The sequence below is a fragment of the Rhizobium sp. PK7-22 genome (assembly GCF_056530405.1).
In genome coordinates, this window is the sequence record NZ_CP096514.1 from 1,795,412 (window position 1) to 1,809,316 (window position 13,905).

Below are 13,905 nucleotides of genomic sequence, written 5' to 3' on the forward strand. Positions count from 1 at the left end.
CCATCGATTGTACCGGTCGCTTGACGCCGCCATCATGAGCGGCCAGAGCTGCTGGCGTAGTTAGTCAGCAATAGCTTATGGAATGTTGAAATACGAGAGCAGAATAGCAACAGGCGAGGTCGCCGAAACGACGTCTATTGCCCGTGTACGGATATGTGAATGACCGAACTGCCCTTCTGGAAGGTGAAGACGCTGGAAGAGATGGACCCGCGCGAGTGGGAAAGTCTCTGCGACGGCTGTGGCCTCTGTTGCCTCAACAAGCTTGAGGACTGGGAGAGCGGCGCCGTGGTCTTCACCTCCGTGCGCTGCCGGCTGATGGACGGCACGAGCTGCCGCTGCACCGACTACGAGAACCGCCAGGCGACCGTGCCGGAATGCATCCAGCTGACGCCCGAGGGCGTCGACGAGATCCCCTGGCTGCCGCCCACCTGCGGCTATCGGCTGGTGCGCGAGAACCGCGATCTCTACTGGTGGCACCACCTCGTCTCCGGCGATCCCGAAACCGTCCACATCGCCGGCATCTCCGCCCGCGGCCAGGAAACCGTCTGCGAGACAGAGGTCGATGTGGAGGATTTCGAGGACTATGTCGTCGACTGGCCCTGGAAGGCCGGCGAGGGGGCGTGAGGCTTTGGCCGGGCGCCTGAACTTCCTGTCTGACAGCCCTTGACCTTCCCATGATGGGAAGGTCCACATAGGGGCGGAACAGAGGATTCCGCCATGGACCAGACCGTCACCAGAACCCCGAAGATTGAGCCCATTACCGTTCCCGTCGAGGGCATGACCTGCGCCTCCTGCGTGCGCCGCGTCGAGACGGCCGCCGCCAAGGTTCCGGGCGTGGCGGCAAGCTCCGTCAACTTCGCCACCAAGAAGCTGAGCTTCGAGCCGGGCGAGGACTTTTCGCCCGATGCGCTGACGGCGGCCATCGAGAAGATCGGCTACGAGGTTCCCCCCGGCGCCATGCAGCGGGCGATGCGGGATGCGGGATATCATCCCCACCCGGCGGCGGGGTCCCCCTCATCCGGTCCTTCGGACCACCTTCTCTCCGCTGGGGAGCCCCCCTCATCCGGCCCTTCGGACCACTTTCTCCCCGCTGGGGAGAAGGGAGGCGCAGACCTCGCCGCTCCCCCTCTCCCCTCGGGGAGAGGAGCGCCGAGCGCAGCGGAGGCGGGTGAGGGGGTGAACCACGCCGCTCACGCCCACGCCTCCCACGACCACGCCCACATGCACCACGACGCCCGCCTGAAGCGCGACCTCGTTATCGCCTTCGTGCTGACCCTGCCGCTCTTCGTCCTGGAGATGGGCGCCCACGCCTACGCGCCCATGCATCACTGGCTGATGGGCGCGGTCGAGACGCAGACGCTCTATTCCGCCTACTTCGTCCTGGCGACGGTCGTCATCTTCTGGCCCGGCCTGCGCTTCCTGAAGAGCGGCCTCCCTGCGCTCTTCCATGGGGCGCCCGAAATGAACTCGCTGGTCGCCGTCGGCGTGCTGGCGGCCTACGGCTATTCCGTCGTCGCCACCTTCACGCCCGGCCTGCTGCCGGAAAACGCCCGCTTCGTCTATTACGAGGCGGCGACCGTCATCGTCACGCTGATCCTCTTCGGCCGGCTTCTGGAGGCGCGCGCCAGCGGCCGCGCCGGCCAGGCGATCTCCAGGCTAGCCGGCCTGCAGGCGAAGACCGCCCGCGTCGAACGCAATGGGCAAACTCTCGACATCCCGAGCGAAGACGTCGTCGTCGGCGATATCCTCGTCATCCGCCCGGGAGAGCGCATCGCGGTCGACGGCACCGTGATCGACGGGTCATCGCATGTCGACGAATCGATGATCTCCGGCGAGCCGGTGCCGGTCGAGAAGAGCGAGGGCGCCAGCGTCGTCGGCGGCACCATCAACAAGACCGGCTCCTTCCGCTTCCGTGCCGAAAAGGTCGGCCGCGATACCATGCTGGCGCAGATCATCCGCATGGTCGAGCAGGCGCAGGGCGCCAAGCTGCCGATCCAGACCATGGTCGACAGGGTGACCGCCTGGTTCGTGCCGGCCGTCATTGCCCTTGCGGCTGCAACCTTCCTCGTCTGGCTCGTGCTCGGGCCCTCGCTCAGCCATGCGGTGGTCGCCGCCGTGGCGGTGCTGATCATCGCCTGCCCCTGCGCCATGGGGCTCGCCGTCCCGATGTCGATCATGGTCGGCTCCGGCCGCGCCGCCGAACTCGGCGTGCTCTTTCGCAAGGGCGATGCGCTGCAGGAACTGCGCGACGTCGACATGGTCGTCTTCGACAAGACCGGCACGATCACGAAGGGCAAGCCGGAACTCACCGATCTGGTGGCGGCGGAAGGCTTTGCCGAGGACGACGTGCTGGCGCTGATCGCCTCCGTCGAGACACTCTCCGAGCATCCGACCGCCGATGCCATCGTCCGCGCCGCCGAGGCCAAGGGGATCGCCCTTCGCCCCGCCGCCAACTTTCGTGCCACCGCCGGCTACGGCATCGAGGCGGATGTGGACGGCCGGGCGATCGCGGTGGGCTCCGACCGCTTGATGGAAAGGCTCGGCCTCGACGTCCAGGCATTCGCCGCCGAGACAGACCGCATGGGCGAGGACGCCAAATCGCCCGTCTATGCCGCCATCGACGGCCGGCTGGCGGCGGTCATCGCCGTCGCCGACGAATTGAAGCCCGACAGCATCGACGCCATCCGCGCCCTCCACGACCTCGGCATCAAGGTTGCCATGGTCAGCGGCGACCGCCGCCGCACGGCCGAGGCCATCGCCCGCCGCGTCGGCATCGACCATGTGCTGGCCGAAGTGCTGCCCGAGGGCAAGGTCGAGGCGATCGCGGCACTGCGCGCGGGGCGTGCGGAAAAACCCCTCCCCAACCCCTCCCCACAAGGGGGAGGGGCTTACGTTGCCGCGCCCTCCGTGCCGCTCATGACCGCTGCCGAGAATGCAGGTGCCGAGGGATCGAGCGGGGAGCCCGGCCCCAGGTCCTCTCCCCCCTTGTGGGGGAGAAGCCGGCAGGCAGAGGGGGACTTGCTTCCCCACCAGCGCGCGCCCCGCAAGATCGCCTTCGTCGGCGACGGCATCAACGACGCGCCGGCGCTCGCCGCCGCCGATGTCGGGATTGCGGTGGGCACCGGCACGGATGTGGCCATCGAGAGCGCCGACGTGGTGCTCTCCGGCGGATCGCTGGCGGGCGTGGCCGACGCGATTGCGGTCAGCCGCGCCACGATCCGCAACATCAAGGAAAACCTGTTCTGGGCCTTCGGCTACAACGCGGCGCTGATCCCGGTCGCCGCCGGCGTCCTCTACCCGGCCTTCGGCATCCAGCTGTCGCCGATGATCGGTGCCGGTGCCATGGCCTTTTCCAGCATCTTCGTTGTCGCCAACGCGCTGCGGCTGAGAACTGTCCGCATGAACGAAAGGAGCACGCGATGAACATCGGCCAGGCATCGGAGGCCTCCGGCGTCTCCGCCAAGATGATCCGCTACTACGAGGAGATCGGGCTGATCCGCCCCATGGGCCGCACCGGCAACAACTACCGCGTCTACGGCGACGAGGAGGTGCATGTGCTGCGCTTCATCAAGCGCGCCCGCAACCTCGGCTTCTCGCTGGAGGAGACCGAGCGGCTTTTGAAGCTCTGGCAGGACAAGGATCGGACAAGCGCCGCCGTCAAGGAGGTGGCGCAGGTGCATGTCGCCGATCTGGAGCGCCGCATCGCCGAGATGCAGAGCATGGTGAAGACGCTGAAACACCTTTCCCACTGCTGCAGTGGCGACAACCGCCCCAACTGCCCGATCCTCGACGATCTCGCCGGCGAGGCGCCGCAACCCGCGGGGCACGGCTGATCACCCGACCATTCGCATCAGAGCCTAAAGCATCACACTCATCAGGAGATCAACGATGACCACCACCTTCACCGTCCCGGACATGACCTGCGGCCACTGCGAGAAATCGGTGCGCTCGGCACTCGGCGAAGCTCTGCCGGACGCGACCGTGACTATCGATCTTGCCAGTAAGTGGGTGACCGTCGACGGAGATGCCCAAAAGGCAGAGGCCGCCATCCGCGAGGCCGGTTATACGCCGGAAATGGTCGCCCCCGTCGTGTAAGGTGGCGGCACGGAATTGGATCGAGGACACGGCCGATCCTTGCCGGCGGGCGTCCGGCCTCCATCTTTTGTATCTCCATGATCGAAGGAGAAGCAGGATGACGGAGGAACGCAAGACAGTCAGGGTGCGCATTGCCGGCAAGGTTCAGGGCGTCGGTTTTCGGGCCTGGGCGGTAAAACAGGCGCGGATCCTGGATCTCGCCGGCTTCGTCCGCAACGACCCGGACGGCGCCGTCATCGCCGTGATCACCGGCCCCGAGCCCGCCGTCTCCACCCTGATCGACCGTCTCTGGGAAGGCCCCGCAAGCGCATCCGTCTCCGGCGTCGAAACGCGGGACGAAGAATACGTGGATCATGCCATGGGTTTTCGCGTGGAGCGCTAGGCACCGGTCCCGCAGGCGTCAAGGCACGCGCCTCCAAGGCCCCAGCCATCCTTCAGCCACATGACCCGATACTGCAGATACAAAAATGGGCCCCGCAGGGCCCATTTTCGCTTGATCCGCTAGGATCAGAACTTCACGCCGAGGCCGACCTGCACGACGTGCTGGTCGAAGTCGATGTCTGCACCGCCCAGGTTGCCGCTGCCGTAATCGTTGTAACGGTATTCCAGGCGACCGAACATGTTGTCGGTGAAGGCATGCTCCACGCCGGCACCAAGCGTATAGCCGTGCAGCGTGTCGTCGAAGCTGCCGACAGCAGTATCGGCGTTGACTTCGGTTGCGGTCCAACCACCTGCTGCGTAGATCAGCGTGCGATCCATGGCGTAGCCGACGCGACCGCGTACGGAACCGGAGAAGCCGGTGTCGACTTCAGCAGCGGTGCCGCCGAGCGAAACGGTTTCTTCGTTCCAGTCGTAGTTCACGTCGCCTTCGATACCGGCAACGAAGCCGTTGGACATCTGCCAGTTGTAGCCGACGAAACCACCGAAGCGGCCGCCATCAAAGTTTTCTTCGAGGCCAGCAGATTCGCCGTTGCCCCAGCCGTAACCGCCCTGAACACCGAGGTAAGGGCCGCTCCAGCTGAATGCAGCCGGCATTTCGACGGCAGCAGGAGCTTCCGGGATGTACTCGACAGCGTCGGCAGCGAGAGCAGCGGACGAAGCAAACATGGCAACGCCGGTGGCCAGGAACAGGATTTTCTTCATGATGGTTTCCTTACTTGAATGTCGATGCTCAGGATGTAGTCTTTTTCACTGATAAAGCTGTAGCTGAAATACCACAGCTTATTGTAAATGAAAAATCACAGTCTGTTGCCCTGATTTCTCGAAGTTGATCATGGCAACAAAACGGCAGCCGAGCGCCTCAGTTCCTCTGGTTCCGGCGACAAGCGTCAAAGAAAATGGGCCGTTGCAAATTTGCATCACCAGCACAGCGGCTCCTGCGCGGAGGTGGCGGCTGCGGCGCCTGTGGCACTTGACCGGGGCATCGGTTGCCGTTCCCCTGGTACATCTTCTTCAGGGGCGGACTGTCAGTGACGAATGTGGCGACGGAGACAGGCACGACCTGGGCAGAGCTTCTGTCCGGCAGGAGCGGCGCGGTGCTGGGGCTGATTTCGGCGGGGATTGCGCTGCATGCCTTCAATCAGTTCGCCATCGTCGCGGCCCTGCCGCTGGCGGCGGCGGAGCTGGGGGGCACCGCGACCTTTAGCTGGGCCTACAGTCTCTATTTCATCGGCTCCATCGCCGGCGGCACCGGTGCGGCGGCCTACCGCGATCGCTTGGGTCCACGGGCAGGGATGATCCTGGCCGCGCTCCTCTTTGCGTGCGGAGGGCTGCTGGCCATTTCCGCGACGGCCTTCGGCTGGCTGCTGGCCGGCCGGACGCTGCAGGGTGTGGCCGACGGGCTGATCGTCGCCATGTGCTACAGCCTCATTCCGGCGAATTTCCCGCCGCGCGCCATCGCCCGTGTCTTTGCCATCGAAGCGGTGGTCTGGGCCGGAGCCTCGCTGGTCGGGCCGCTGGCGGGCGGACTGCTGGCGGAAACGGCCTCCTGGCGGATGTCTTTCCTCGCCGTGACGCCGCTCGTGGTCGCGCTGCCGATCCTCACCCTCCTGGCGCGGCCCAAGGTGACGGTGGCCGCGGCGGTGCCTCTCTCGCTGGCGACGATCGCCCTCAGCCTCCTCGGCGCGCTGATGCTGTCGCTGTCCTCCCTCAGTCACGCGGGGGCGGTGCAGGCGGCGGCCGTGGCTGCCGGCGCCGTGGCCTTCCTGGCGGCCATCCACCTCGACGGCCGCCTCGGGCAGCGGCTCTTTCCGGCCGGCGCCTTCCGCCTCGGCTCGGTCCTCGGACGTGGCTTCTGGGTCTTGCTGCTGATGTCGGCCTCCCATTCCGTCGGCAGCGTCTATCTGGCGCTGATGATCCACGCCGTCTTCGGCTTCCGCCCGGCCGTCGTCGGCTACATCATCGTCCTGATGGCGCTGAGCTGGAGCGTCGTGGCGATCGTCGCCAGCCGTGCCGTCACACGGCCGGCCCGCCACCTGCTGATGCGCAGCGGGCCGCTCTTTCAGCTGGCAGGCTTTGCCCTGCTGGCCACCGCACTCGGCCTGCAGTGGAGCTGGCTGCTGGTGGCGGGACAGCTGGCGATCGGCACCGGCTTCGGCGTCGCCTGGGCAGGCGTCAACGAGGCGGTCATGGCGGCTGCCCCGGCGGAGGATCGCGACCGCACCGGCTCGCTGCTGCCGACCGTCTCCACCGCCGGCTATGCCATCGGCGCCAGCCTCGCCGGCATGATCACCACGGCAGCCGGCCTGGTGCCGCGCCTCGCTACCGGCGACATTGCGGAGGTGGCGGCCTGGCTCTATGGAACAGCCGCAGCACTTTCGGTGCTGGCCTTCCTGCTGGGCCTGCGCATTCGCCTGCCGAGGGCGTGAGGCCGCAACCATCTCCCCCCTGGCTTGTTGGAAAGGGGAGAGTTCCCATATGCAGCGGGAACCCAAGGCGAAGGAGTGTATCCGTGTTCCAGTTCGACAATTCCTATGCCCGCCTGCCGGAGCGCTTCCATGCCGCCGTCTATCCGGAGCCGGTCGAAGGGCCGGTGCTCCTGAAGTTCAACGCGACGCTGGCGGACGAGCTCGGCATGGTGGCGGATCTCTCCGATCCCGCCCGCCTGGCGGCGGTGCTCGCCGGCAACGTGGTGCCCGCCGGCGCCATGCCGCTTGCCATGGCCTATGCCGGCCACCAGTTCGGGAATTTCGTGCCGCGGCTTGGCGATGGCCGGGCGATCCTGCTCGGCGAGGTGGTCGATACCGCCGGCACGCGCCGCGACGTGCAGCTGAAGGGGGCAGGGCCGACGCCCTTTTCCCGCCGCGGCGACGGTCGTGCAGCGCTTGGCCCGGTGCTGCGCGAGTACATCCTCTCGGAAGCCATGAACGCGCTCGGCGTCCGCGCCACCCGCGCGCTGGCCGCCGTCGCGACCGGTGAGCCGGTGCAGCGCGAGACCATGCAGCCGGGCGCCGTCTTCGTGCGCGTCGCGGCCAGTCATGTGCGCATCGGCACCTTCCAGTATTTCGCCGCCCGCCAGGATACCGACGGCCTGCGCACGCTTTCCGACTACGTGATCGAGCGCCACTACCCGCATCTGCAGGGCGACGGCAACCCCTATCCCTCGCTGCTGCGCGCCGTCGCCATCGCTCAGGCGGATCTGATCGCCGCCTGGATGGGGATCGGCTTCATCCATGGCGTGATGAACACCGACAACATGACCCTCTCGGGCGAGACGATCGACTTCGGCCCCTGCGCCTTCCTCGACGACTACGACCCGATGAAGGTCTTCTCCTCGATCGACCAGGGCGGCCGCTATGCCTATCGCAACCAGCCGGGCATCGGCCAGTGGAACATCGCACGGCTTGCCGAATGCCTGCTGCCGCTGATCGACGCGGATGAGGAGAAGGCGGTGGTGATTGCCAACGAAGTTCTGGCCGAATACGGCCAGCGCTTCCAGTCGCAGTGGCTCGACGTCTTCCGCGCCAAGATCGGGCTGCAGGACGAGACGGACGACGATGGCGATCTGGTGCAGGGGCTGCTCGCCGCCATGCACGAGGGCGAGGCCGATTTCACCCTGACCTTCCGGCGTCTCGGCGCCGTGGCGGCAGAGGCGGCAGGGGGTGAGGCCGAGACCGTCTTCCTGTCGGGTTTCAAGGGTCCCGCCAAGGCTGTGGAATGGTTGGCGCGCTGGCGCGAGCGGCTGCAGGGAGAAGGGACAACTGCAACCGAGCGCGCCGCCGCCATGCGGGGCGTCAATCCGGCGGTCATCCCGCGCAACCATAAGGTCGAGGAAGCGCTGGCCGCCGCCAACTACGGCGATCTCAGCTTCTTCGAACGGCTGCTGGCGGCGCTGGAAACGCCTTACGAAGATCTTCCGGAGTTTGCCGATTACACGGTGCCGCCAAAGCCCGAGGAGCGCGTGCTGCAGACCTTCTGCGGCACGTAGCCTTCCGGATCAGGCGTCCGCCAGTCCGGCGATCGCCGCCTCCACCTCCGGCAGGACGGTCCAGTCCAGAGGCAGGACTGGACGCGGCGGCGCGGCCTGCGAAAGGTTCAGCAGGTTCAGCACCGCATACATGACGCGCAGGCTGCCGTGGGCCTGGAACAGCGCCCAGAGCGGCGCAAACATCTGGTCGATGCGCGCAGCCTCCGCCTGATCGCCGGAGTTGGCCGCCTCGACGAGCGCTGCGGCCTGTTTCGGAAACAGCCCGCCGACGACGCTGTACCAGGCGTCGGCGCCCGCCAGCAATGCCGCCGCCGCGCCCCAGTCGCCGCTGTAGCCGATCGCGAAGTCATCCGGCGTCCGGCTGCGCATGCGGGTGATCTCGGCGGCAAATCCCATCTCCTTCGGCAGCGGCATCTTGACGGCCATGACCATCGGCAGGCCAGCGAGCCGCCGGATGAGGTCCTCGCCGAAGACGAAATGGGTGGTGGAGGGATTGTTGTAGATGCAGAGCGGCAGATCGGTTGCGGCAGCGACCAGGGCGAAATGCTCGAACACCTCGTCCTGCGTCAGCGGCGTATAGGAGACGGGCGCCAGAAGCAGCGCATCGGCGCCTGCGCCCGCTGCGTCCCGGGCCAGTGCTGCGGCCTCATCGGTTCGCAGCGCCCCGATGCCGACGATGATCGGCAGGCGACCGGCAACGCCTTCGACCGCGGCCTCGACGGCGCGCAGGCGCTCAGCGCGGCTCAGGTACATATAGGTGCCGGTGCTGCCGAGCAGGCCGATGGAGCGCGCCTTGCTGTCGACAATGCGCGAAAGCAGCGTCTGGAGCGCATCGGTGTCCACGCGGCCGGCCGCGTCGGCGGGCGTCAGCGGAAAGGCGGAAAGGCCGGTGAAAAGGGGAAGTGGCGTCATGGGCATGCGTCCGGACTGAGAACTCGAGGCCGGGCCACTATGCCTCTTCCGTCGTCCCGCGCAACCTCAAGCGGCCGAGAGCATTCCCGCAACCCCATCGCCGCCCTGCAGCCGGAATACCCGCTCAGGCAACGGCAAGCTCTGCCGTGCCTGAAGCACTCCCGCCGATGAACCGGTCAAAGTCGGCAATCTCCAGCGGCCGCGCATAGAGGTAGCCCTGGCCTTCGTCGCAGCCCATGACGCGCAGCAGTTCGGCGGCCTCGGGCATTTCGATGCCTTCGGCGACGACACGGTAGCCCATCTCGTGGGACAGCTTGATCATCGAATGGACCAGTTTCTGCTCCCGCGCGCCGTCGCCCAGCGCCTTGATAAAGGACTGGTCGATCTTGACGACGCTGACGGGCAGGCGCTGAAGGTACGACAGGCTGCTGTAGCCGGTCCCGAAGTCGTCGATCGCAAGACCGATGCCTGCATCGACGAGGCGGTCGAGCTTGCAGAGGATCTGCGCGCTGTTGTGCATCAGCGAGCTTTCCGTCAGCTCGATCTCGAAGGACGAACACGGGACGGCAGCCGCCGAAAGGCAGTGCAGCACCTCCTCGACGACATCTTCCTTGAGATTGCTGGCGGCGAAGTTGACCGACAGCTTCAGGGTCAGTCCGCGGTCCTGCCAGTCGCGCAGCTGCCGCACGGCGCGGTCCAGGACCCATTGGGTCATCGGCCAGGCCAGTGCGCTGTTTTCGATCACGGGCACGAATTCGCCCGGCGAGATCGCTCCGAGCTCCGGGTGCTGCCAGCGCAGCAGGACCTCCGCCGACAGGATGTCTCCCGAGGCAAGGTCGACACGCGGCTGCAACACGATCCGCAGCTGCTCGGGGTCCTCGAGGGCGGCGGAGAAATCGTTCAGCAGCCGGAACTTGCGGCGGTAGTCCCGGTCGTGGCTATAGGAAAACACGCCGATGGATTGCTCGCCCGCGCGCGTGTCCTGGACGGCACTCGACAGCGCCCGCAGGCAGTCCGTATGTGCCGACGAGGAGAGGGTGAGGGTGGTCATGGCGCAGACCGGCGTCACCGCATAGCGGATCTCCGATCCCACCAGTTCCGTGTCCAGCAGCCTCGCCAGCTCCGTCCGGTAGTCGACGGCGCCGGCGCCGCGCGGCGCGAGATAGACGAACTGCGTTGCCGAGACGTGGTAGACGGGGATGCTGTGTCCGAGGAAGGTCGTGAGCGCGCGTGCCGCGTCCTGGATCACCTGATCGCAGGCCGTCGGCCCCATCACGGCGGCCAGCCGCTCCATCTCGTCCGGCTGCGCCAGATCGACCGCCACGGCGAGCCGCGGCTCACTGGGAGCCGTCCGCGCAAGGTCCGTCAGGTCGTCCGTAAACTGCAGGCGGTTTGGCAGGCCGCTCACCGGATCTATGCGCCCGAAGGCATGCTGCAGCTCGATCTGCGCCATGACCATGGATGCGAGGTCGCGGAGCGCGTTGCTTTCCGCTTCGGTGATCCGGCGTGGCTCGGTGCCCAGCACGCAGAGCGCGCCCAGCGAATAGCCGTCCCGGGTGATGAGTGGCGCGCCGGCATAGAAGCGAATACCGCTGACGCCGAGCAGGCTGTCGCAATAGCGGGGATCCTTCTCGAAATCCTCGATCACCAGAAGCTCGCTGGAGGTTGCCACCTGTGCGCAGGGCGCCTGCTTGCGCGGGATCGTGTCGTGCTCGAGACCCACCTTGGACTTGAACCACTGCCGGTCGCTGTCGGTCAGCGAGACGGCGGCGATCGGAAGCTGGAAGATCTGGCTGGCCATTCGCGTGATGCGATCGAAGCTTTCACTCGCGGGCGTATCCAGGAGGTTGAGGCTCGTCAGTGCGTGGAGGCGTTTGTCTTCTTGAGTGGCAGGCATCGAATAGACCTTGGAAATGGAGCGCCTCTTGTTACTCCAAGAGCGTGTATCCGCTGTTAAAGGAATTGGTAAATTATACTCAACGCGATAAAGTTGTGGTCTCCGCATCCCCCTGATGTCCGCCGGCGCAAGAGCCTCAGGGGCTGGCGCGCAGGGTGATCCGGGTGAGCTCCGAGGGTCTTCCGAGCCGCAGCGCAAAGCCTGGCCACAGCGCGGTGCCGTTGTTGACGTAAAGCTGCATCGGCCCGACCTGGTAGAAGCCGGAAACGAAGCCGTTGTTGGCATTTGCCACCAGCCGGTCGAGCCCGAGCACCATCCCGCCATGGGTGTGCCCCGAAAGCTGCAGCGCGACGCCGGTCGTGGAGGCGTCCACCGCATTGCGCGGCTGGTGGTCGAGGAGGATCACCGGCGCGCCTGCCGGAGCCCCGGCAAGCGCCGCACGCACGTCGGGCGCAGGCATGCCGGTGCGTCCGGCGGAATGATCCGTAACGCCGGCAATGACAAGGTTCGCATCCTCGCGCGCAATCACCGCGTGGCCGTTCGCCAGCGTCTGCATGTTGAGGCCCTGGAAATAGCGCATCCAGTCTTCGTAGCCGAAGAAATACTCGTGATTTCCGGGAATGGCGTAGACGCCGTCGCGGGCGCGAAGGCCCGCGAGCGGCGCCACGTCGGCGCTGCGGCTCTCGATATTGCCGTCGATCAGGTCGCCGGTGACGACAATCAGGTCGGCATCGAGCGCATTGGTGCGCTCCACGACCGCCTGCGTCCAGCGCGCCGGAAACAGGCGACTGATGTGGAGGTCGGTCAGTTGCACGAGCTGGTAGCCGTCGAAGGCGGCCGGCAGTCCGGGAATGGTGACCTCTATGTCCTTCGTCGGAGGAACGCGGATCGCCTGGCTGACACCGACGGCCGAGAGCGCCAGCGCCAGCCCGCCGATCGCATAGCGGACGCCGGCGGGCACCACCGGGAAGGACCATTTGAACACCAGCAGCACCAGCGACACGGCGTCGAGCAAAAGCTGGAAGACGGCCAGCATCAGCATGGCGCCGAGGAGCAGGTTGAAGGCGAGGATCAGCGGCCGTGGAAACTCGGGCGAAAACACCGAGCCGGAGGAGAGGCGGCTGAACAGATGGTATTGGGAGACCAGCAGCAGGAGGACCGCAATCGCGATCTTCAGCGTCCATGACCAGGGCAGGGGAAGGATGAACCGGCCAGCCACGATGAGCCACGGAACGCCGAAAATGAGATGGAACATCAGTGAGCCTTGTGATTGTCAGACAGGTTACGCAGGCGGCAGCCAAGCGGATTGGCGGTGGGCGGGAAAGGGCATTGAAAGCTCCGGCGTGACCTTCTATCCGGTCTTCCCGCCGCCTTGCGCCCCGCTGCCGACAGCACGGGCGCAGATAGGTCTGTCCCCCGCCGATGGCAATGCACCGGCGGGCGGGCGCCGATTTCGGTTGGACAGGATCCCCGCCGTCTGCCAAAAGGCGCGCAGGACGCGACTGCCGTTAGCTTGAGAACGGGGTCGGGCGACCGATTGACGTCACGTTGCTGCCGCGAGATCACGCTGGCCGTCCTGCTCATCTCCCCCGTCCGACCTGTGCCCCGAACGCATTAAAGCGCAGACACCCGAGCTTCGTTGGAAGCCCGGGCGCCGGCGTGGACGCTTCTTCTTCGACGGCTAGATGCCCAGCCCGCCCGCAAGGGTGATCTGCTGGCCGTTGATGTAGCCGGCATGTGGGCCGGCGAGGAAGCAGATGGTCTCGGCCACTTCCTCCAGGGTGGCGATGCGGCGGATCGGATGCATGTCGAGGATGGCGTCGCGGTTGGGAAGCTCACCGGCGACTTCTGCTGCCATGTCGGTCGGCATGATGCCCGGCTGGACGACGTTGACGGTGATGTCGCGCGGTCCAAGGTCTCGCGCGATACCCTTGGCATATCCGGCAAGCGCCCATTTCGTGCCGGCATAATCGGCGACGCCCGGGAAGGGAACGAAGGAGCCGAGGCCGGAGCCGACGAAGATGATCCGTCCGCCGTCGGTCAGCCGGGGTGCTGCCGCGCGGGTATTGGCGATCGTGCCCATGACGTTGACCTGCCACTGCCGGTTATAGTTCTCGCCGTCGAGGGTCGGATCGTCCACCATCTGGCCCTGGATCGCGATGCCGGCATTGTTGACGAGGATGTCGAGCCTGCCGAATTCGGCCATGACCGCATCGATGAGCGGCCGAGCCGATGACAGGTCGGACTGGTCGCTTTTGACGGCGATGGCCCGCACGCCCTTCGCCTTCAGCTTTTCCACGACGGCCTGCGCCTTCTCGGCCGAGGCGGCGTAGCTGATCGCCACGTCTGCGCCGTGGCCGGCGAGCGCTTCGGCCGTCGCCGCACCGAGGCCGCGCGAGCCGCCTGTCACGAGAGCGACCTTGCCCTTCAAGAAGTTGGACATGAGCTGTTTTCCTTTGTCCTGTTGACGCCGCGCCGGACCAATCCCGGGTCGGCGTTATCGTAACGGTTGTTACAATAACGATCGTTATGAAAATTGACAGGAGCGGTCAAGGCTTTTAATAATGGTCGTTAT

The 13,905-nt window shown here is 66.2% G+C and carries 12 protein-coding genes; 7 read left to right on the forward strand and 5 right to left on the reverse strand.

Translation table 11 applies throughout. From position 1 onward, the window contains the following. The first annotated feature begins 159 nt into the window (after positions 1–159). The 5 genes from M1E10_RS13450 (at position 160) to M1E10_RS13470 (ending at position 4,477) form a co-directional block, all read left to right on the forward strand. Positions 160–624, forward strand: coding sequence for a YcgN family cysteine cluster protein (locus M1E10_RS13450; RefSeq protein ID WP_499176937.1), 465 nt, complete (start codon positions 160–162; stop codon positions 622–624). A 93-nt stretch (positions 625–717) separates the two neighbouring features. Beyond that, positions 718–3,423, forward strand: a complete 2,706-nt coding sequence (locus tag M1E10_RS13455; RefSeq protein WP_499176938.1) for a heavy metal translocating P-type ATPase — start codon at positions 718–720, stop codon at positions 3,421–3,423. After that, positions 3,420–3,833: a Cu(I)-responsive transcriptional regulator gene (gene cueR, locus M1E10_RS13460; protein WP_499176939.1), complete on the forward strand. Its 414-nt coding sequence runs from the start codon at positions 3,420–3,422 to the stop codon at positions 3,831–3,833. The genes M1E10_RS13455 and cueR overlap by 4 nt, the downstream gene beginning before the upstream one ends. 55 nt (positions 3,834–3,888) lie before the next feature. Beyond that, positions 3,889–4,095, forward strand: coding sequence for a heavy-metal-associated domain-containing protein (locus M1E10_RS13465; protein WP_499176940.1), 207 nt, complete (start codon positions 3,889–3,891; stop codon positions 4,093–4,095). Positions 4,096–4,192: 97 nt separating this feature from the next. Beyond that, a complete protein-coding gene (locus M1E10_RS13470) occupies positions 4,193–4,477 on the forward strand; it encodes an acylphosphatase (protein ID WP_499176941.1) in 285 nt (94 codons plus the stop codon). Positions 4,478–4,602: 125 nt separating this feature from the next. Here the strand turns inward: M1E10_RS13470 and M1E10_RS13475 are convergent, their stop codons facing one another. Then, positions 4,603–5,238, reverse strand: a complete 636-nt coding sequence (locus M1E10_RS13475; RefSeq protein WP_499176942.1) for an outer membrane protein — start codon at positions 5,236–5,238, stop codon at positions 4,603–4,605. Positions 5,239–5,573: 335 nt separating this feature from the next. Between M1E10_RS13475 and M1E10_RS13480 the strand changes: the two genes are divergently transcribed. Together M1E10_RS13480 and M1E10_RS13485 are read left to right on the forward strand one after the other, a co-directional pair. Beyond that, positions 5,574–6,962 carry an MFS transporter gene (locus tag M1E10_RS13480; RefSeq protein ID WP_499176943.1) on the forward strand — a complete coding sequence of 463 codons (1,389 nt, stop codon included), beginning with the start codon at positions 5,574–5,576 and terminating at the stop codon, positions 6,960–6,962. Between the two features lie 47 nt (positions 6,963–7,009). Next, positions 7,010–8,521 (forward strand): protein adenylyltransferase SelO, encoded by a 1,512-nt coding sequence (locus M1E10_RS13485; protein ID WP_499177173.1) that lies wholly within the window; start codon positions 7,010–7,012, stop codon positions 8,519–8,521. 9 nt (positions 8,522–8,530) lie between these two features. On the opposite strand, the gene M1E10_RS13490 is transcribed toward M1E10_RS13485, so the two are convergent. The 4 genes from M1E10_RS13490 to M1E10_RS13505 all read right to left on the reverse strand — a co-directional run bounded on the left by M1E10_RS13490 (position 8,531) and on the right by M1E10_RS13505 (position 13,773). Beyond that, complete coding sequence (locus M1E10_RS13490) at positions 8,531–9,433, reverse strand: dihydrodipicolinate synthase family protein (RefSeq protein WP_499176944.1); 903 nt, start codon at positions 9,431–9,433, stop codon at positions 8,531–8,533. A gap of 124 nt (positions 9,434–9,557) precedes the next feature. Further along, positions 9,558–11,330: a sensor domain-containing phosphodiesterase gene (locus M1E10_RS13495; RefSeq protein WP_499176945.1), complete on the reverse strand. Its 1,773-nt coding sequence runs from the start codon at positions 11,328–11,330 to the stop codon at positions 9,558–9,560. A 136-nt stretch (positions 11,331–11,466) separates the two neighbouring features. Further along, the gene (locus tag M1E10_RS13500; RefSeq protein ID WP_499176946.1) at positions 11,467–12,585 is read right to left on the reverse strand and encodes a metallophosphoesterase; all 1,119 of its coding nucleotides are present in this window, start codon (positions 12,583–12,585) and stop codon (positions 11,467–11,469) included. Between the two features lie 426 nt (positions 12,586–13,011). After that, entirely contained in the window at positions 13,012–13,773 is a 762-nt protein-coding gene (locus M1E10_RS13505) for an SDR family NAD(P)-dependent oxidoreductase (RefSeq protein WP_499176947.1), read from the reverse strand. Between the last annotated feature and the right edge of the window lie 132 nt (positions 13,774–13,905).